The following is an 18,701-nucleotide window of genomic DNA, read 5'->3' as shown; positions in this document are numbered from 1 at the left end:
GGAGCAAATGCTAAATGATAACGTTCGATATCATAAAGGAAATTCACTCTCCCGGCACTATCAGACCGCTTTACTCCTAAAAAATTCATAGATTGAGAGCACATAATGCATATTTTTGGCAAAATTCTTGGCGCTTTCTTCGGCTTTCTGTTCGGAGGACCCGTTGGCGCCATTTTTGGTCTATTTCTTGGACATCAATTTGATAAAGCTAGACGTTTAAATCAAGCGGGTTTTCATACAGGATCGTTTGGTTCTGGTCCAAGCCAAGCAGAAAGACAAGAAGAGTTCTTCAAAGCGGCATTTTCCGTGATGGGACATGTTGCGAAAGCAAAAGGCAAAGTCACAAAAGAAGAGATCCAGCTCGCGAGTATCATGATGGATCGCATGAATCTGCATGGCGAACAAAGGCTGGCGGCACAGAATGCTTTCCGAGAGGGGAAGGACGCAAATTTTCCTTTGGAAAATGTTCTCGAGAAAGTGCGTATCTCCACTGGTGGCCGATTTGATTTAATGCAGTTCTTCTTGGAGCTACAAATATCAGCTGCTTTTGCTGATGGAGATATTCATCCAAGCGAACGAAATGTACTGCACAAGATTGCTCAGGGACTCGGATTCTCTTCAGATCAACTAGAAAGTCGCTTACGTATGCAAGAAGCTTCTTTCCGTTTCCAGCATGGTGGTGGATTTGGCGGGCATCAACATCAGCAACATTCTTCTGGGGGAGGGCAGTGGCAACAAGCGTCAACTAAAGATAGATTGGCGGATGCCTATTCTGTGCTTGGTGTGAGTGAAAGCGCCGATGATAAAGCGATTAAACGTGCATATCGCAAGCTGATGAATGAACACCACCCAGATAAATTGATGGCTAAAGGCTTGCCACCAGAGATGATGAATGTTGCCAAAGAAAAGTCGCAGGAAATTCAGCAGGCTTACGATTTAATCAAAAAAGAAAAAGGCTTTAAGTAAATTGAATCGAAATCAAAAGGGTAAGCAGAGCTTGCCCTTTTTTACCGCTCTTGAAAGCTGTCGCTATCCTAAATGACAGATAGACAAATCGCAGATAGAAAAAAAGCCAAGTCTTTCGACTTGGCTTCAAAAGTGGCTCCCCCTGCAAGACTTGAACTTGCGACATACGGATTAACAGTCCGCCGTTCTACCGACTGAACTAAGGGGGAATTGCTTTTACATATCTTAGATATGTTTTTAATAATGGTGCCGACTACCGGAATCGAACTGGTGACCTACTGATTACAAGTCAGTTGCTCTACCTACTGAGCTAAGTCGGCTTTATCAACAAGTATAAATATACTCATCAATGAAAGTGGCTCCCCCTGCAAGACTTGAACTTGCGACATACGGATTAACAGTCCGCCGTTCTACCGACTGAACTAAGGGGGAATTGTTTTTTTTACTTATCGAGGTGACAAGTTTGAAAGAATGGTGCCGACTACCGGAATCGAACTGGTGACCTACTGATTACAAGTCAGTTGCTCTACCTACTGAGCTAAGTCGGCCCAAATTTTCTTTCTGTTGCTCGTTCTAAACACCAACAACTTAAATATGGTGCCTCGAGGCGGAATCGAACCACCGACACGAGGATTTTCAATCCTCTGCTCTACCGACTGAGCTATCGAGGCAACGGGGTGTATTAAAAGGTTTTTCGCATTTAACGTCAACACTAAATTGCAAAAAAAATATCGTTTGTTGCTTTTCTATACTTAGTGACTTGTTTTTGCCCATTTTCGTTAAAAAATGGCGGGGGTTTCTGTTAATAAAGGTGCACTAAGAGTGAGTTAACACTGACATTTACGAGCAAATAGCACCACTAACTTGTCTAAAGCGCCTATTTTAAGTCTGCCTTTGAAAGGGGATTCGGCTAGTTAGCTTTTAAATTGAAGACAACGTTATTCAACAATAATCATTGAGCTTGATAGGTAGGCTAGGGGAGAAGTTAACGCTATGAGTTTTTCTATTGATGAAATTAAAAAGATGCAGAAATGAAAAAAGCCAAGTCTTTCGACTTGGCTTTAAAAGTGGCTCCCCCTGCAAGACTTGAACTTGCGACATACGGATTAACAGTCCGCCGTTCTACCGACTGAACTAAGGGGGAATTATTTGTGTGTATTCCTAACTAAAGGAATAATCGCACCAAATAATGGTGCCTCGAGGCGGAATCGAACCACCGACACGAGGATTTTCAATCCTCTGCTCTACCGACTGAGCTATCGAGGCAAAAGAATGGTGCCGACTACCGGAATCGAACTGGTGACCTACTGATTACAAGTCAGTTGCTCTACCTACTGAGCTAAGTCGGCACACTAATATTCTTTGCTAACGTATTGATGTCTTAAGACACCAACAATCAAATTGTGGTGCCCGGAGGCGGAATCGAACCACCGACACGAGGATTTTCAATCCTCTGCTCTACCGACTGAGCTATCCGGGCAACGGAGCGCTATTAAACGGATTTTCCCTCTCTGCGTCAACCTGTTTTTTATAAAAAAACTAAAAATCGTGTTGATCGCTGTTGTTTTGAGCTAATTGACCGTTTTTTATCACTGTGCGTTGAATTCTTTCTTATATTTCGTCACTTTTTCCAGATAACGGCGCGATTCAGAATTAGGATGTTTTTTTGTCAGTGCCCAATAAACTTGATTTGGTTGCAGTGAATTCAGATCAGACATCGCTCTTTTTCTGTCTCTGCTAAAGGTGTTAAGCACGCCACCAGTGCCACCGTTGTAGGCAGAAATCATGCTGTATTCAAGAGACGTAGGGTTGCGGACATCTTTTAAATAACGATTTTTCAGAATGTAGAAATACGCAGTACCTGTATCAATGTTGTTTTCCGGATTAAAAAGATACTCTGGCGATGGCTGACCAGATTTGTTTTTCACCAGTTTATACACGTCTCGTCCAGCCGTTTTTGGTACCACCTGCATCAAACCATACGCATTTGCCCAACTGACTGCGTAAGGGTTAAAACTGCTTTCTGTTTTGATGATGGCGTAAATGAGATCCTCTGGAATGCCATATTTGCGCGACGCCTTTTGTACTATGTTGGCGTATTGATAACTTCGGATCTGAATCTGATCCTCCACCATAGGAATCTCAACGTAGTAGGCTTTTTTGAAATCTACTTGCTTCACTTTTATCTTGTTCGCAATCAGATAATCGGCAAAACGGTTCGCCCGCCAGCCCCATTGGATAGGCTGTTTGTCTTGATCTAATACTTGATTGTATAGAAATGGTTGTCCTTTTAATTCAATCTCTTGCGAAGAAAAAAGGTCAACGTTCATTGGATCATCTGGGGTGAGTAAGGTCGTAACAATCGCTCGTTTTAAGTGCCCTTCAGGATCTGTCGGAGAGACAGTCTCAACAATAATTTTGCCTTGTTGGAAGTTTACTTCAGCTCGGCTGAGATAATTGTCTATATATTTTACGTAGTTACTTTTACCGGCAACTTTAATTTCTCGGCTACCCCAACGCTTTTCAATGTTGCCAGAAAAGCTACTGATGAGCGCATCAAGTGCTGCTGTATCTTTTTCAAACTGCCCCGGAAGTTGGGCTAAATTTTTTGCGAAACGGTTAGTTGGTTCATAGTTCACATCGTAAATACTTTCGACGAATTCGCGACTACATCCAACCAGCATTAGGGCAATAACACAGTAAGCAAGCTTTCTCATGCGCTCCTCATAGCAGCCTCAAACTGAGTTCTATTCCGTTTGATGGGCTTAAATAAAAATGACATCTCAACCTAGAATCGACAGACTCCGAGCTAATGATGTCATTTATTTTCCTTCGATAAAATAGGGTTTTTCTTTATCTACTGTTGGCCAATCGGTTATTTGCTTGGCGGAGTATAGCCTTCGATATGGACATCTTTGCCTTCGAACAAGAAGTTCACCATCTCTTGTTCGAGCAATTTACGATGCTCAGGATCCATCATGTTGAGCTTTTTCTCGTTGATCAACATGGTCTGTTTTGCTTGCCATTGACCCCAAGCTTCTTTGGAAATGTTGTCGAAGATACGTTTACCGAGTTCACCTGGGTAAAGCTGAAAATCCAAACCATCAGCTTCTTTTTCTAGTCGAGCACAAAATACCGTGCGGCTCATAAGGATTTCCTCTTAGTTAAATCTCATACAGAAGGCTTTGTAATAACTGTTTTACTGGTGCAGCTAAGCCAACTTCTTCAGGTTTGTTTAAGTTATACCAAAGACCTTTGCCAGCTTCCATTATCATCTCCGGTTTGGAGGATAACTCTAGCAAAACAGGGGTGATATCGAGGTGATAGTGACTAAAAGTGTGGCGAAAAGCGATAAGTTGCTTTTTAGATAGGACTTGCTTGTCGTGAATAGCTCGTTTATCCAAAGCGTTTTCAATCTTTGAATCACTGCTTTCTGGAAAGCAAAATAGCCCACCCCAAATACCGCTTTGAGGTCGTTGTTCAAGCCACACTTCGTTGCCATGACGCAGAATTACAAACCAAGTCTCTTTTTCAGGTTTGGTTGTTTTGGGTTTTTTACCCGGATAATCCAAAGGATTACCTTGTTGCTTTGCTTGGCAAAACTCTTCAACTGGGCACAAGCTGCATTTCGGTTTTGAGCGGGTGCAGATCATCGCCCCCATATCCATCATGGCTTGGTTGTACTTGTCGACATCTTGCTTTGGCGTATGCATTTCAGCGTATTGCCAAAGTTGATTTTCGACCGTTTTCTTCCCAGGCCAGCCTTCAACAGCAAAGCTGCGAGCCAAAGTACGTTTCACGTTTCCGTCAAGAATGGCGTGTGGTTGTTTGTGAACTGATGATAGAACAGCGGCAGCTGTAGAGCGACCAACACCGGGCAGAGCATTCATTGCTTCAATATCCGTTGGAAACTCACCGTTGTATTGTTCAGCCACAGTTTTGGCAGCTTTATGAAGATTACGAGCTCGCGCGTAGTAACCAAGCCCTGTCCAGTAATGGAGAACTTCATCTTGTTCTGCATTCGCCAGATCTGTCACCGTAGGAAAGCGCTGCATAAATCGCTCGTAGTATGGGATCACGGTAGCAACTTGCGTCTGCTGGAGCATAATTTCCGACAGCCATACGCTATATGCGGTTTTATTTTGCTGCCATGGCAGATTTTTACGACCGTAGCTGTCATACCAAGTGAGAATTGCCTTAGCGAAAGGGGTCACGACTTTACTCATCTATATTTATTAAAATAATGGGGCAAAATTGCACCACATAATGCTCAGGATGTAAAACAGACAAAAACTAAGGGTATTTGTGTTGATTTGAGCAACAATAATGCTTGCACCTAAAGTAATTCTTTGGATAATCACAGCCCTCAAACTCAAGACTAAATTTTATACAGGCAATATCAATGAGTGAAGTAACCACTAACGAGTTCACAGAAGATGGCAAAATCGTTCGTCGAATTCGCAGTTTTGTTCGTCGCGAAGGTCGTCTGACTAAAGGCCAAGAAGCAGCGATGAAAGAATGCTGGCCAACTATGGGTATCGAATATCAAACGAGCTTGCTCGATTGGAATCAAGTATTTGGTAATAACAACCCAGTGGTTTTAGAGATCGGTTTTGGCATGGGCGCATCTTTGGTTGAGATGGCAAAGAATGCCCCTGAGAAAAACTTTATTGGTATTGAAGTTCATAGCCCAGGTGTTGGTGCATGTTTATCAGCTGCTCGTGAAGCGGGTGTGACAAACTTACGTGTTATGTGCCATGACGCAGTAGAAGTGTTTGCTAACATGATTCCTGATAACAGCCTGCATACACTACAACTGTTTTTCCCTGACCCTTGGCATAAAAAGCGTCACCACAAACGCCGTATTGTTCAGTTGGAGTTTGCTGAAATGGTTCGTCAAAAGCTGATTGTGGATGAAGGTATCTTCCATATGGCAACAGACTGGGAAAATTACGCAGAACACATGATCGAAATCATGAACCAAGCGCCTGGTTTTGCAAATATCGCCCAAGAAGGTGATTATATTCCTCGTCCAGATGAGCGACCACTGACGAAGTTCGAACAACGTGGTCACCGTCTTGGTCACGGAGTTTGGGACATTAAATACAAGCGTGTGAGCTAGTTTTTTAACCTTTGCGTTTGGATATCGATCTGGCGCTTTGACACCGATAAGTGGATTCGATGAAACCGACATCAGAAATACTTACAAACATACTCGATGACGTTCGACATTTGATTGGGCAAGGAAAAGTCGCTGACTATATTCCTGCGTTGGCAGAGGTACCAAACACCAAGTTAGGTATCGCAGTTTATACCAATCAAGGTGAAGTGATTAAAGCTGGAGATGCCGATGAAGGTTTCTCTATTCAATCCATTTCAAAAGCCCTAAGTCTGACGCTGGCGATGGGACTTTATCAACCCGATGAGATTTGGAGTCGCGTTGGCAAAGAACCTTCAGGCCAAGCATTCAACTCTCTGATTCAGCTCGAGGTTGAACAAGGCATACCTCGCAACCCGTTTATTAATGCCGGTGCGATTGTGGTCGCTGATATGCTCAGCAGTCGCCTATCTGCGCCTCGTCAACGTTTGCTCGATTTCGCACGTCAACTTAGCGGTGAACAGCATATTCTTTACGATAAGGTCGTTGCCGCATCGGAAATGATGCATAGCGATCGTAATGCGGCCATCGCTTACCTTATGCGCTCGTTTGGTAACTTCCACAACGATGTATTACCAGTGTTGAACAACTACTTTCACGCTTGTGCGCTTAAAATGAGCTGTGTTGAATTGGCAAAAACCTTCAGCTATCTTGCCAATAAAGGGGTATCCGTTCATACCGGTGAAGAGATTATTAGCCCAACTCAAAGCAAACAGGTTAATGCGCTTCTGGCAACGTGTGGCTTGTATGATGGGGCGGGTGAGTTTGCTTACCGTGTCGGAATGCCGGGTAAATCGGGTGTAGGTGGCGGTATTGTGGCTATCGTTCCGGGGGAGATGACCATTGCTGTCTGGTCTCCAGAGCTGGACGCTTCAGGCAACTCGCTAGCAGGAACACGGGCGCTTGAGTTATTAGCGCAACGTATCGGCCGCTCAATATTCTAAAGACTCTGAGAGGTAAGGAAGATGTCACAAGCCGTTCATCAAGCATTATTGCAGCAAACAAGTGCGCTTCCTTACTTACAACAATTACTTCAAGCAAATGGTATTCAACAACTCGCCCAGCAAGGTGAAGAGTACTTCTTTCCCTATTTGGCTCGCTCAGTAGCAGGGCAGCAACTTTCGAATACTGCCGCTCGCACTATATGGCAACGGGTTGAATCTTTGTTAAGGACAGAGCAGCAGCTATACGATTTATTTGTGGAGTCGAACCGCGAAGCGCTGCGCGGATGTGGCTTGTCTAATGCCAAAATCAAAACGATTTGTGGTGTGAGAGAGGCGCTGGAGCAGAGAGTGATTGTTCCTGAAGAACTCGTCATAATGCCGGAATCTGAGATAGTTAAAACACTGACTCAGCTTTGGGGGATTGGTCCTTGGACAGCCGAAATGACGGCGATTTTCTTTTTTGGATTACCGGATGTGTGGTCAAAAGGGGATGTGGCATTAGCCAGAGGCCTTGCTTTGATAGCAGAAAAAGAAGGTGTGAGTGAACAAGAGATTTTGTCGACAGTCACACCTTATCGTTCTTACTTTGCGCTACATGTATGGCAGAGTCTGGATACCGACCTTTTCACTTCAATGGCGAATTAATCTTCTTCTGCCATAAATGCTTCAAGCAGATCATTTAGGAACAACTTGCCCTTTTCTGTGATTTGCCAGTGTGTAGCATCTTCGCTCAAATAACCTAAATCCAAAGCCCAGTTAATGGTTGGTTGAATCACGTCCAGTTCTAAGCCTGTGGTTGTGACGAAATCGGCTTTCGGACATGGCTCCATTAATCTGAAGCGATTCATAAAAAACTCAAAAGGACGATCTTCATCAGCCACGAGTTGCTCTGAATCCAAGTATGGTTTAGTCAGGTTCTGGTATGCCGCTAGATAACCTTTCGGGTGCTTAACTTTGGTTGTGCGAACAATGCGTCCATCACTAAAGCTAAGTTTGCCGTGAGAGCCACAACCAATGCCTAGATAATCACCAAATCTCCAGTAGTTCAGGTTGTGCTGGCACTGATAACCGGGCTTACTGTAGCCAGATATCTCATATTGCACGTAACCGGCTTCGGTGAGCTTCTTATGTCCTAATTCAAAGATGTCCCACAATGCATCGTCATCGGGCAACGTCGGTGGTTTGAAGTAAAACATGGTGTTAGGTTCAATCGTCAACTGATACCAAGATAGGTGTGGCGGATTTAGCTCGATGGCTTGATCGAGATCGGCTAACGCTTCTTCAATGGTTTGATCGGGCAAACCATGCATCAAATCTAAATTGAAGCTAGTGAGTCCAATGGTATGCGCCAGATTTGCGGCTCGCAGAGCCTCATCTTTACCGTGAATTCGACCAAGACGTTGCAGCTTTTCAGGCGCGAAGCTTTGCACGCCTATCGAGATACGAGTGACACCCGCTTTTCTGTAACCAGCAAAACGTTCAGCTTCAATCGTGCCCGGATTGGCTTCCATGGTGATTTCAATATTCGGTTTAAACGCTATTCGCTCTTCAATACCTTGCAATAAGCGCTTGATCCCCTCGGCAGAGATCAAGCTTGGTGTACCACCACCGATAAAGATCGAGTGCAGTTGGCGTGGAGCGTCAGCAAGTTGATAACGTTCAATATCGGTATCAAGATCTTCAAGCAAAGCATCAATGTAGTGATCTTCTGGGATCTCAGCTTTCAGCGCATGAGAGTTGAAATCACAATATGGGCACTTTTGTACACACCAAGGGATGTGTACATAAAGGCTAAGATCAGGCGGTGTCAGCATTATTGATTTTGCTCTTCGATCGCTTGGAACAGTTTCTTCAGTGCTTTACCACGGTGAGAAAGCTGCTTCTTACGTGCAGGTTCTAATTCAGCGGAAGCGCAATTGTCTTCAGGGACAAAGAACACAGGATCGTAGCCAAAACCGTTGGTGCCGTGTGCTTGCTCTAAAATGCGACCTTCCCATTTGCCATGGCAGACAATCGGTGTTGGATCGTTTTCATGGCGCATCAGAACCAATACGCAGTGGAAACGAGCAGTACGCTCTGCTTCAGGAACACCTTGCATAGCGTTAAGCAGTTTTTCTAGGTTCTCTTGATCGGAAGCGCCTTCGCCAGCGTAGCGAGCGGAATAAATGCCCGGTGCGCCTTTTAAATAATCGACTTCCAAACCAGAGTCATCAGCAATCGCTGGTAAGCCAGTCTCTTTTGCTGCATGGCGCGCTTTGATAATCGCATTCTCAATAAAAGTTGTGCCTGTTTCTGCCACTTCAGAGACATTGAATTCGCTTTGAGCGACAACGTCGAAACCAAAATCAGCCAGCAAGTCAGCCATTTCACGAACTTTGCCTTGGTTGCCAGTCGCTAATACAATCTTTTTCATTTTCTGTTATCTCTATGTTCGACGTTATTCTTCAACATAAAATTTTTGGGTGAATTTAACTTTGCCTGCACCTTTATTGCCAGCATTAACATCGATATCAAAGATTAAATCTTCTTCGTTGTTAATCGGAAATTCAGCCAAGTAGTAGATGGCTTCGCCTTCCTTGAGCTCAGTAAACTCAAGGTCGCGAATGTTACCTAATAAACTTCTCACATTCCCTGACACTTTTGCCTCAACCGCTGGTTTACCCAGAGATGAAGTGTCTAACACGCTAATATTCAGAATGGCAGAATAACCATTGCGAGTGAGTTTATAGCTGCGTGCGACTTGAGGGGTTAAAAACGTCGAATTGAAAGCAGAGTAGTGCACTTCAATATCTTTGATGTTCTGAAACTGCTCTGCTGAGCTTGGCAGAGCGGCAAAGGTAAGTAGCAGAGCTATCATCCACTGGCGCATGGTCGTTTCCTTGTTGATCTAGACTAAAAACATTCCCCACATAGGAGTGGGGAATGAAAGTTTGGTTATTGAATAATGGCTTGAATTTCTTTAGGTATCTCAGCAGGCGAAATAATTCTGATCTGTTTATGCCTGCCAAGTTCGCCTTTTTCTATTTCTATCAGCCCTTTAGCCACTTTGCATTGTTTGGCTAAATACTTGGTGAGATGGGCATTGGCTTTACCGTCAACGGGTGGAGCTGTTATTGCGATTTTTAGCTCTTCACCATGCAAACCAACAATGCTGTCACGACTGGCTTTCGGCTGAATATAGAGCCGTAAAATTAAGTCGTCACCATCAAACCAAGCTGCTTTCATTATAGTTGATACCAGATAGGACCGATGATATCGCCCATCAGGAAGTTGGCAAACTGCAACACAATAAACAGTACTAACACGCTAAGATCGAAACCACCCATAGGAGGAAGAATACGACGAATCGGTGCCAGCATTGGTTCTGTCAGTTGATGAAATACATACTCAATTGGGCTACGGCCTTGGCTAACCCAGCTTAGAATCGCGCGAAGTAGTAGTACCCAGAACAGTAAACCGCCCGCTGCTTTTATCAGCGACAGAAGTCCAAGGAACAGGAAGTCAATACTGAAGCTGACTGCACCGCCTGATGCGATAAGAATCATTGCCACAAATTTCAAAACACACAGTACGTAGGCAAACAGCACTGTCGCCAAATCAACACTACCTACTGATGGAATCACACGACGTAGTGGTGCTACGACAGGTTGGGTTGCTTTAACAATAAATTGAGAAAATGGGTTGTAGAAATCTGCACGTGCTGCTTGTAGCCAGATACGTAGGATCACGACCATGATATAAAGGTCAAACACTGTGGAGATTAGAAAACTCATAGAATTCATAGAGAGCCCTTAGTTCGAGTTGTTTGTACCCTTCCAACTTGAAGCTGCAGCGGTGTTGACTACGTTCGTTCACCCCATCACATAGTTATCTATGCTCATGGGGATTCACTCACTTGCCGCCTACCTGCAACTTTAAGTAGTTTGGGTATAGGTGTTTCGCTAATTAAAATAGTTTTTCCATCTCTTCAGCTCTTGAAACCGCAGCTTGCATCGCTTTGGCAACAATCTCTGAAAGATGATTTTCGTTAAATGTACGGATAGCTTCAGCTGTCGTGCCACCTTTAGATGTCACTTGTTCGCGTAGAGTTGCCAGTGATACATCAGGGTTGGCTTGTACCATTTCCGCAGCGCCCAGAGCCGCTTGTTGGACAAGCAGACGAGCGGTTTGTTCATCAAACCCTTGAGCCATTGCTTCTTCTTGCATGGCTTGCATGAAGAGGAAGAAATAAGCTGGCGCACTACCTGCCGCAGCAATCACACTGTTGATGCCAGATTCTTGTTCTACCCAACACAATTCACCTACCGCAGACATCAGTTCTGACGTGAAATCCTTGTCTTTTTGAGAAACAGATTGTGCTGCATACAGACCTGCCATGCCTTTGTTTACCAACGATGGCGTATTCGGCATCACGCGAACAAGTTGCGGTTCAGTTGCCAGCATTTCATTGAAACGTGCCACTGAAATACCCGCAGCAATGGAGATCACCAATTTGTTTGAATAGTCTACCGCTTGTAGTGGTGCACACACATCAGCCATTAACTGAGGTTTAACCGCCAACACAACCACATCCGCTTCATGTGCTGCTGCAAGGTTATCGCTGGTGGTACGAATGCCGTATTTCTCTTCCAGTGGCTTGCGACGCGTCTCTGACGGCGCTGTTGCAATGATTTTCTTTGCATCATAACCGCTGGCTACAAGACCTGCGATAATCGCATGAGCCATATTACCCGCACCAATAAAAGCGATTGTTCTCTGTTCCATGTCTGCTCTTCTATCCAAAAATTTTAGTGTTAGTTTTTTAGCGATTGCCATTTTTGTTAATGGCTGTCTTTTGTTTACGGACTGTCTTTTGCTAACGACTATAGTCACGCTGACCAAATACAGCGGTACCAATACGAACTATGGTGCTGCCTGCTGCAATCGCTGCTTCCATATCGCCACTCATCCCCATAGATAGGGTGTCGATATTAGGGAATCGTTCAGCCAGTTTTGCTTTTAAATCCGCGAGCTTTTTAAACGCAGCAAATTGGGATTCATAGTCTGAAACGTTCTCAGGAATCGACATCAATCCTCTTAACATGAGGTTTGGTAAGCCAGAAATCAATTCAGCCAGTTCAAATACTTCATTTTCGGAAATGCCTGATTTGGAAGCTTCTCCGCTGGTGTTAACCTGAATCAATACTTGTAATGGTGGCAAATTCGCTGGTCTTTGCTCACTGAGTCGCTGAGCTATTTTGGCTCGGTCAATGGTGTGCATCCAATCGAAATTTTCAGCAATAAGACGAGTCTTATTCGATTGCAGCGGTCCAATGAAGTGCCATTCTAGCTTAAGCTCGGGATGATTGTGCTGAAAATACTGAACCTTTTCGACGCCTTCTTGCACGTAGTTTTCACCAAAACTGCGTTGCCCGGCTTGTGCCGCTTCTAGAACTGCCTCGACAGGTTTGGTTTTACTCACTGCGAGAAGTTGCACTGAGTCTGGACTACGTCCACACTTTTGTTGTGCGCGCTCAATTTGTGAAATGATATCTTTGATATTTTGTTGAATACTACTCATAGCCTGACTTTATTTGGTCTACAGACCCTAAGGAAAATAAATAAATGAATATCGCTGAGTTACTGGATTTTAGTGTAAAGCATAATGCGTCAGATCTACATCTTTCTGCAGGTGTTCCGCCTATGGTACGTATAGATGGCGAAGTAAGAAAGCTTGGCGTACCTGCTTTTACCCATGCAGATGTTCATCGTCTAGTGTTTGAAGTGATGAATGATGCTCAGCGCAGTGAGTTTGAAGAAAAACTCGAAGTGGATTTTTCTTTTGAACTTTCGGATGTAGGGCGCTTTCGTGTCAACGCTTTCCATCAGGCCCGCGGCTGTTCTGCGGTATTTCGAACCATCCCGACAGTTATTCCTACTCTTGACCAGTTAGATGCGCCAGAGATTTTCAGCAAAATTGCCAATTATGAAAAAGGTCTGGTTCTGGTGACTGGGCCAACGGGTTCTGGTAAATCCACAACTTTGGCTGCGATGGTTGATTACATTAACAAGAATCACAACAAGCATATTCTTACTATTGAAGATCCAATCGAGTTCGTTCACAGCAACGATAAGTGTTTGATCAACCAACGCGAAGTTCACCGCGATACGCACAGTTTCAAAAATGCACTGCGTTCAGCACTGCGTGAAGATCCAGATGTCATTCTGGTCGGTGAGTTGCGTGACCAAGAAACCATTAGTTTAGCTCTGACAGCTGCGGAAACAGGACACCTTGTTTTTGGTACGCTGCATACCAGTTCGGCAGCAAAAACCATTGACCGTATTATTGATGTGTTTCCGGGCAACGATAAAGATATGGTGCGTTCTATGTTGTCTGAATCCTTACGCGCGGTGATTGCACAGAAACTTCTAAAACGTACTGGTGGTGGTCGAGTTGCTTGCCATGAGATCATGCTGGCGACACCTGCAATTCGTAACTTGATCCGTGAAGATAAAGTGGCTCAGATGTATTCGATCATCCAAACCGGCGCAGCTCACGGAATGCAGACCATGGATCAAAACTCCAAACAGCTGATTGCTCAAGGTTTAGTTGATCCAGCGGAAGTACAGAAGAAGATTGAGTCTGAAATCTCAACCTTTTAAGAGCGAATGAAATGGAATTGAATCACTACCTTGAAGCGATGACCTCGCTAAAAGCGTCGGACTTATATATTACTGTCGGCGCACCGGTATTGTTGCGTGTGGATGGTGAAATGCGTCCGCAAGGGGAGAAGCTTTCACAGCAAGAGGTGTTTGTTCTGTTGCATGAAATGATGGATGAAGAACGTAAAGCTGAGTTTAACGCATCACACGAAGCGAACTTTGCGGTTGTTCGGGGCAATGGGCGTTTCAGGGTGAGTGCTTTTTTCCAACGTGAGTTACCGGGCGCTGTAATTCGACGTATCGAAACGCAAATTCCGACATTTGAAGAACTCAATCTGCCAGCAGTTTTGCAGGATCTCTCGATTGCCAAGCGAGGCTTGGTGCTAGTTGTCGGCGCGACAGGCTCTGGTAAATCCACCACTATGGCAGCAATGACGGGATATCGTAATCGTCATCGCAGTGGACATATCTTAACGGTTGAAGATCCGATTGAGTTCGTACACGAACATCAAAAATGCATCGTCACTCAGCGAGAAGTGGGTTTAGATACCGAAAGTTACGAAGTCGCCCTGAAGAACTCTCTTCGCCAAGCGCCAGACATGATTTTGATTGGTGAAATCCGCAGTCGAGAGACTATGGAATATGCGATGACCTTTGCTGAAACAGGGCACTTGTGTATGGCAACTCTGCATGCGAACAACGCCAACCAAGCGTTAGAGCGTATTCTTCATCTAGTACCTAAAGAGCAAAAAGAGCAGTTCTTGTTTGATTTGTCGATGAACTTACGAGGTGTAGTCGGTCAGCAGCTTATTCGCGATAAAAATGGTAAAGGTCGCCACGGTGTGTTTGAGATCTTACTCAATTCACCTCGCGTTTCAGATTTGATTCGCAAAGGCGAACTGCATGAGCTGAAAACAACAATGGCTAAATCGAAAGAGATTGGTATGCAGACCTTCGATCAAGCGTTGTATCAATTGTTGGTGGAAGATAAGATCACTGAACAAGATGCAATGCACAGCGCCGATTCTGCCAATGATTTGCGCATGATGTTAAAAACTCAGCGTGGAGACTCTCCAAATGCAAGCTCTCTCGCCAATGTGAAAATCGATATGAACTAATAAAAAACGCGCTGATAGAGCGCGTTTTTTGTCTCTGCTTTCAGCGTAGAGTTTTATTCACCCCACTGGCTTTCAAACCAGCTTTCTAAGATGATCACCGCAGATTGGCAGTCAATATTGCCTTTACTGAGCGCTTTGTATCCGCCCATCGAGAAAAGTTCAGCTCGCGCTTCAGCTGTTGATAAACGCTCATCGTGCAGTTCAACCTGAACGCCAAAGCGGCCATGAAGACGCTGGGCAAACTTTTTGGCTCTTGGGGTAATGGTTTCTAGATCTTTACCATGTAAGTCAGTCGGCAAACCAACCACGACAAGATCAGGTTTCCACTCTTTAAGCTGCTTTTCGATATCATCCCAATTCGGAATACCATCATTGGCTTTGAACGCTTTCAGTGGTGAGGCGGTGCCAGTAATTTCCTGACCGATGGCGCTACCAATACTTTTGGTGCCGTAGTCGAAGGCCATAATAGTTCGCGACATGTAAAACTCTTTTGAAACTTTGTTTAAATAAAAACAGAAGCGCTCAATTGATATTGAGCGCTGTTAATTGGGCTAGGCGTGGCCAGCTTCACCAGATAACTGGATAGGGTCGATTCCCAGCTTTTGAATTGCTTTGTTCCATTTGTCTCGGGTCGGAGTATTGAAAATCAGATCCGAGTCCGCCTCTATGGTTAACCAAGAGTTTTCCGATAGCTCGCTTTCTAGTTGACCGGCTTCCCAACCCGAATAGCCAAGGGCAACGAGATAACCTTTTGGTTCTGCGTCAGTACCCAAAACCGTTAGGATATCTTTGGAAGTGGTCACCGCGATATCGTCTGTCATGCGAATGCTGGATTCATAATGATCTTTGGGTCTGTGTAAAATAAACCCGCGATCTTCTGAAACCGGACCGCCATTGAAAACAGGCTCTTTAAGGCTTTTACTTTGCGACTGTGGGTAAGCAGGTTCTATCTCAACCTGCTTCAACATTCCGCCGACAGTAATATCTATAGGCGCATTAATAATAAGCCCCATAGCACCTTCTTCATTATGTTCACAGATGTAAATCACACTGTGTTTGAAGTAAGGATCTTTCATGCTCGGCATCGCAACGAGAAAATGATTTGTAAGATTCATAGTGTCTCCAACCTCAAAGATTGGTATTACATCGCCATTGCTTTTATGCGTGTCTCAATGGCATCCATTAACTTGCCAGTGATAGAGATATCGTAAGCCGCTTCAATTTCACGAATACAGGTAGGGCTGGTTACGTTAATCTCAGTCAGCTTGTCTCCAATCACATCTAGGCCTACAAAAATTAGACCCTTTTCTTTCAGTGTCGGTGCCACGGCAAGTGCAATTTTTTTATCAGTTTCACTTAGTGGGCGAGGTTCACCACGACCGCCTGCTGCCAAGTTACCACGCGTTTCCCCTTGTGCTGGAATACGAGCTAAGCAGTAAGGCATCGGCTCACCATCTACAACCAGAATACGCTTGTCGCCATTACTAATATCTGGAACGAAGGTTTGCGCCATACAGTAGTTTTGGCCGTGATTAGTCAGTGTTTCGATAATCACAGAGACGTTTGGATCGCCTTCTTTCACTCGGAAAATTGATGCACCGCCCATACCATCTAGCGGTTTTAAGATCACATCACCATGTTGCTCTCTGAATTGCTTAATTTTTTCCGCTTTACGAGTCACGATTGTGGTTGGAGTCAGCTCTGGGAACCATGCAGTAAACAGTTTTTCGTTACAGTCACGAAGACTCTGTGGCTTGTTGACGATCAGCGTACCTTCATCTTCTGCACGCTCTAGAATGTAAGTTGCGTAAATGTATTCAGTATCAAAAGGTGGATCTTTACGCATTAATACAGCATCTAGCTCAGATAACTTAATAGTTTGCTCAGATTTGAACTCGTACCAACCGTTTGGATCTTCTTTCAGTGTGACGATTTTTGTATCTGCGATAGCCACACCTTGATCTAAGTGTAGATCATTCATTTCCATATAATGAATTTCGTAGCCGCGACGCTGCGCTTCTAACATCATCGCGAAGCTAGAATCTTTCTTGATATTAATGGATGAAATTGGATCCATTACGATGCCGAGTTTAATCATTGGAAGTCTCCGTTATCCAAGATCGCCAAAACGAACTTGTAAAGCTGTAATTGCGGTTAACGCTGCGGTTTCTGTACGCAGGACGCGAGGTCCAAGCAACGTTTCTTCAAAGTTGTATTTGGTGGTCATATCGATTTCTTTTTCAGAAAGACCACCTTCCGGACCGATTAACAGACGTACTTTAGTAACCGGTTCAGGAAGTGTATTAATTGAGTATTGAGCGCGAGGGTGAAGGTTGAGTTTCAGTGCATCACTTGGCTCTGCACACCACTGTTCTAATTCCATCACAGGACGAATTTCGGGTACCACGTTTCGACCGCACTGCTCACAAGCGCTGATGGCGATTTTTTGCCATTGTTGAAGTTTCTTCTCAAAGCGTTTTTCATCCAGCTTTATGCCACATCGCTCTGACAACAATGGAGTGATTGTGTTTACACCCAACTCAACAGATTTCTGAATGGTGAACTCCATTTTGTCGCCACGCGAAATCACTTGCCCTAAATGCAAATCAAGTGGTGATTCGCTGCTGGATTCGACACGTTCTGTAACTTCAACCGTCACATGTTTTTTGCCACTTTCGCTGATGACTGCTGGAAACTCTGCACCGCTACCATCAAACAGAAGGATTTCTTGTCCTTCTTTCATGCGCAGTACTCGACCAATGTGGTTTGCTGCATCATCGTCGAGGTTAATTTTGCCTAACTGCGTAATGGGCTGCGGATGATAGACACGGGGAATGCGCATGTGTTGTTTCCTAATCAAAATATACTCTTCCTACTTGAAGCTGCAGCGGTGTTGACTACGTTCGTTCACCCCAATCACATAGTTTATCTATGCTCATGGGGATTCACTCACTTGCCGCCTACCTGCAACTTCAAGTAGCTTGAGTATTGCTATTCAATAGTGTGGGATATCTCGCATCTAACATGGATGCTTTGTGCCGAAAAAACAAGGGGGAAATGTGAATCACCCCTCATTTATCGGTCTGGGTTTATATGCCTAGATAGGTTCTGATAGTTATCGTCAGGCTTTACTTTGAGCACTGTTCATAGACAAATGGATTTCTGTTGCCTTGAACTTTGAATATTCGCCTTTCTCTTTCGCATTCCCACTCATCGACAGGGTAGGTTTTGTTCCATGCTTGCATAAGTTTGGTTTGCGAGTTTGACAGTTTAAATCCGTGTTCGCTACTCATGTAAAGATAGGTTCGTGCAATTGCACCTCTGGCTCTTGATGGTGGCATAGCGCTGCGTTGTTTGAAATCGACCTGCATTTCGCATTGTCCGTAGGTGACGCCTGAAGTTCCATTCCATTGGCTAAAGTTGAAGTTGGAACGATCACCGTTCACTTCTCCAATTGCTGGCGTTAAGTTGTGCAGATCTGCTTCCATGCGGCGAAACACTGCATCGCTGTTGCTACAGAGTTTACGTCCGCCTTCTTGCCAGCATTGACGCTGGTGGCCAAATTGCCAGGCAGGCACTACGTGCTCCCATTCAATGCGGCTAGCTCGGGTTTGTTGTTTGCGGACTTTATATCCACAGCTCTCTAAGTCAGGAATGCCTTTCTTACCCTGCCACGAAATATCGCAGCCGCAGTAAAAAGAGGTTGGGTGATCTTTATAAATTTTCAAAGCTTCGTTTTTAGCGCTGGAAAAAGAGCTTGGAAAATCGGCGAAAGAAGTGTGAGAAACAAGCAGCAAAGCTGATGTCAGCAGAAAGCGATAATTAAGCATATGTTGGACTGTATTTTATTGTTTTTTACAGTCTAACATTCTC

At 44.4% G+C, this 18,701-nt stretch carries 21 protein-coding genes and 9 tRNA genes; 6 read left to right on the top strand and 24 right to left on the bottom strand.

What is annotated here, in order from left to right:
- The first annotated feature begins 105 nt into the window (after positions 1-105).
- Entirely contained in the window at positions 106-966 is an 861-nt protein-coding gene (gene djlA, locus P4S58_RS13250) for a co-chaperone DjlA (protein ID WP_102964255.1), read from the top strand.
- A gap of 133 nt (positions 967-1,099) precedes the next feature.
- On the opposite strand, the gene P4S58_RS13245 is transcribed toward djlA, so the two are convergent.
- The 12 genes from P4S58_RS13245 to mutY all read right to left on the bottom strand — a co-directional run bounded on the left by P4S58_RS13245 (position 1,100) and on the right by mutY (position 5,180).
- Positions 1,100-1,175, bottom strand: a tRNA-Asn gene (locus tag P4S58_RS13245).
- A gap of 35 nt (positions 1,176-1,210) precedes the next feature.
- Positions 1,211-1,286: transfer RNA gene (locus P4S58_RS13240), tRNA-Thr, on the bottom strand.
- 36 nt (positions 1,287-1,322) lie between these two features.
- Positions 1,323-1,398: transfer RNA gene (locus P4S58_RS13235), tRNA-Asn, on the bottom strand.
- Between the two features lie 40 nt (positions 1,399-1,438).
- Positions 1,439-1,514: transfer RNA gene (locus P4S58_RS13230), tRNA-Thr, on the bottom strand.
- Positions 1,515-1,561: 47 nt separating this feature from the next.
- Positions 1,562-1,637 (bottom strand) — tRNA-Phe (locus P4S58_RS13225).
- 397 nt (positions 1,638-2,034) lie between these two features.
- Positions 2,035-2,110: transfer RNA gene (locus tag P4S58_RS13220), tRNA-Asn, on the bottom strand.
- A gap of 46 nt (positions 2,111-2,156) precedes the next feature.
- Positions 2,157-2,232, bottom strand: a tRNA-Phe gene (locus tag P4S58_RS13215).
- Positions 2,233-2,239: 7 nt separating this feature from the next.
- Positions 2,240-2,315, bottom strand: a tRNA-Thr gene (locus P4S58_RS13210).
- 55 nt (positions 2,316-2,370) lie between these two features.
- Positions 2,371-2,446 (bottom strand) — tRNA-Phe (locus P4S58_RS13205).
- Between the two features lie 109 nt (positions 2,447-2,555).
- The gene (gene mltC, locus P4S58_RS13200) at positions 2,556-3,683 is read right to left on the bottom strand and encodes a membrane-bound lytic murein transglycosylase MltC (protein WP_102964254.1); all 1,128 of its coding nucleotides are present in this window, start codon (positions 3,681-3,683) and stop codon (positions 2,556-2,558) included.
- Between the two features lie 158 nt (positions 3,684-3,841).
- A complete protein-coding gene (locus P4S58_RS13195) occupies positions 3,842-4,114 on the bottom strand; it encodes an oxidative damage protection protein (protein WP_042489224.1) in 273 nt (90 codons plus the stop codon).
- Positions 4,115-4,130: 16 nt separating this feature from the next.
- Entirely contained in the window at positions 4,131-5,180 is a 1,050-nt protein-coding gene (gene mutY / locus P4S58_RS13190; protein ID WP_188235134.1) for an A/G-specific adenine glycosylase, read from the bottom strand.
- A 188-nt stretch (positions 5,181-5,368) separates the two neighbouring features.
- On the opposite strand from mutY, the gene trmB reads away from it, so the two are divergent.
- Genes trmB through P4S58_RS13175 form a run of 3 tightly spaced genes read left to right on the top strand, consistent with a single transcriptional unit; the run spans position 5,369 to position 7,713 of the window.
- Positions 5,369-6,088 (top strand): tRNA (guanosine(46)-N7)-methyltransferase TrmB, encoded by a 720-nt coding sequence (gene trmB / locus P4S58_RS13185; RefSeq protein WP_042489221.1) that lies wholly within the window; start codon positions 5,369-5,371, stop codon positions 6,086-6,088.
- Positions 6,089-6,147: 59 nt separating this feature from the next.
- Complete coding sequence (glsB, locus tag P4S58_RS13180; protein WP_042489217.1) at positions 6,148-7,068, top strand: glutaminase B; 921 nt, start codon at positions 6,148-6,150, stop codon at positions 7,066-7,068.
- A gap of 21 nt (positions 7,069-7,089) precedes the next feature.
- On the top strand, positions 7,090-7,713 hold the full coding sequence (locus P4S58_RS13175) for a DNA-3-methyladenine glycosylase family protein (protein ID WP_337164242.1): 624 nt from the start codon (positions 7,090-7,092) through the stop codon (positions 7,711-7,713).
- On the opposite strand, the gene hemW is transcribed toward P4S58_RS13175, so the two are convergent.
- The 7 genes from hemW to P4S58_RS13140 all read right to left on the bottom strand — a co-directional run bounded on the left by hemW (position 7,710) and on the right by P4S58_RS13140 (position 12,628).
- Positions 7,710-8,882, bottom strand: a complete 1,173-nt coding sequence (gene hemW, locus P4S58_RS13170; protein WP_337164240.1) for a radical SAM family heme chaperone HemW — start codon at positions 8,880-8,882, stop codon at positions 7,710-7,712. The two genes, P4S58_RS13175 and hemW, sit on opposite strands and share 4 nt — an antisense overlap.
- Positions 8,882-9,481 (bottom strand): XTP/dITP diphosphatase, encoded by a 600-nt coding sequence (locus P4S58_RS13165; RefSeq protein WP_337164239.1) that lies wholly within the window; start codon positions 9,479-9,481, stop codon positions 8,882-8,884. Before P4S58_RS13165 ends, hemW begins: the two co-directional genes overlap by 1 nt.
- Before the next feature lie 24 nt (positions 9,482-9,505).
- Positions 9,506-9,937 carry a DUF4426 domain-containing protein gene (locus P4S58_RS13160; RefSeq protein ID WP_337164238.1) on the bottom strand — a complete coding sequence of 144 codons (432 nt, stop codon included), beginning with the start codon at positions 9,935-9,937 and terminating at the stop codon, positions 9,506-9,508.
- A 65-nt stretch (positions 9,938-10,002) separates the two neighbouring features.
- The gene (gene yggU / locus P4S58_RS13155) at positions 10,003-10,293 is read right to left on the bottom strand and encodes a DUF167 family protein YggU (RefSeq protein WP_102955634.1); all 291 of its coding nucleotides are present in this window, start codon (positions 10,291-10,293) and stop codon (positions 10,003-10,005) included.
- Positions 10,293-10,850, bottom strand: coding sequence for a YggT family protein (locus P4S58_RS13150; protein ID WP_042489200.1), 558 nt, complete (start codon positions 10,848-10,850; stop codon positions 10,293-10,295). The genes yggU and P4S58_RS13150 overlap by 1 nt, the downstream gene beginning before the upstream one ends.
- A gap of 163 nt (positions 10,851-11,013) precedes the next feature.
- On the bottom strand, positions 11,014-11,832 hold the full coding sequence (gene proC, locus P4S58_RS13145; RefSeq protein WP_337164236.1) for a pyrroline-5-carboxylate reductase: 819 nt from the start codon (positions 11,830-11,832) through the stop codon (positions 11,014-11,016).
- Positions 11,833-11,923: 91 nt separating this feature from the next.
- The gene (locus P4S58_RS13140) at positions 11,924-12,628 is read right to left on the bottom strand and encodes a YggS family pyridoxal phosphate-dependent enzyme (protein ID WP_337164235.1); all 705 of its coding nucleotides are present in this window, start codon (positions 12,626-12,628) and stop codon (positions 11,924-11,926) included.
- A 44-nt stretch (positions 12,629-12,672) separates the two neighbouring features.
- Here P4S58_RS13140 and P4S58_RS13135 point away from each other — a divergent pair, with 44 nt between their 5' ends.
- The gene (locus P4S58_RS13135) at positions 12,673-13,710 is read left to right on the top strand and encodes a type IV pilus twitching motility protein PilT (protein WP_337164234.1); all 1,038 of its coding nucleotides are present in this window, start codon (positions 12,673-12,675) and stop codon (positions 13,708-13,710) included.
- A gap of 11 nt (positions 13,711-13,721) precedes the next feature.
- Positions 13,722-14,828, top strand: a complete 1,107-nt coding sequence (locus P4S58_RS13130; protein ID WP_337164232.1) for a PilT/PilU family type 4a pilus ATPase — start codon at positions 13,722-13,724, stop codon at positions 14,826-14,828.
- A 53-nt stretch (positions 14,829-14,881) separates the two neighbouring features.
- Here the strand turns inward: P4S58_RS13130 and ruvX are convergent, their stop codons facing one another.
- From ruvX to P4S58_RS13105, 5 genes are all read right to left on the bottom strand, one after another.
- Positions 14,882-15,307 carry a Holliday junction resolvase RuvX gene (gene ruvX / locus P4S58_RS13125; protein ID WP_042489189.1) on the bottom strand — a complete coding sequence of 142 codons (426 nt, stop codon included), beginning with the start codon at positions 15,305-15,307 and terminating at the stop codon, positions 14,882-14,884.
- 72 nt (positions 15,308-15,379) lie between these two features.
- Positions 15,380-15,943, bottom strand: coding sequence for a YqgE/AlgH family protein (locus P4S58_RS13120; protein ID WP_042489186.1), 564 nt, complete (start codon positions 15,941-15,943; stop codon positions 15,380-15,382).
- A gap of 26 nt (positions 15,944-15,969) precedes the next feature.
- Positions 15,970-16,926 (bottom strand): glutathione synthase, encoded by a 957-nt coding sequence (gshB, locus tag P4S58_RS13115; protein ID WP_337164230.1) that lies wholly within the window; start codon positions 16,924-16,926, stop codon positions 15,970-15,972.
- Between the two features lie 12 nt (positions 16,927-16,938).
- A complete protein-coding gene (rsmE, locus tag P4S58_RS13110) occupies positions 16,939-17,670 on the bottom strand; it encodes a 16S rRNA (uracil(1498)-N(3))-methyltransferase (RefSeq protein ID WP_042489181.1) in 732 nt (243 codons plus the stop codon).
- Positions 17,671-17,956: 286 nt separating this feature from the next.
- Positions 17,957-18,658, bottom strand: coding sequence for an endonuclease (locus P4S58_RS13105; protein ID WP_337164229.1), 702 nt, complete (start codon positions 18,656-18,658; stop codon positions 17,957-17,959).
- Positions 18,659-18,701 lie beyond the last annotated feature (43 nt).

It is taken from the genome of Vibrio sp. Hal054 (assembly GCF_037162405.1).
Lineage (GTDB): Bacteria > Pseudomonadota > Gammaproteobacteria > Enterobacterales > Vibrionaceae > Vibrio > Vibrio diazotrophicus.
The sequence above is the reverse complement of the archived record's forward strand: the minus strand, read 5'-3'. Positions and strand labels throughout refer to the sequence as shown.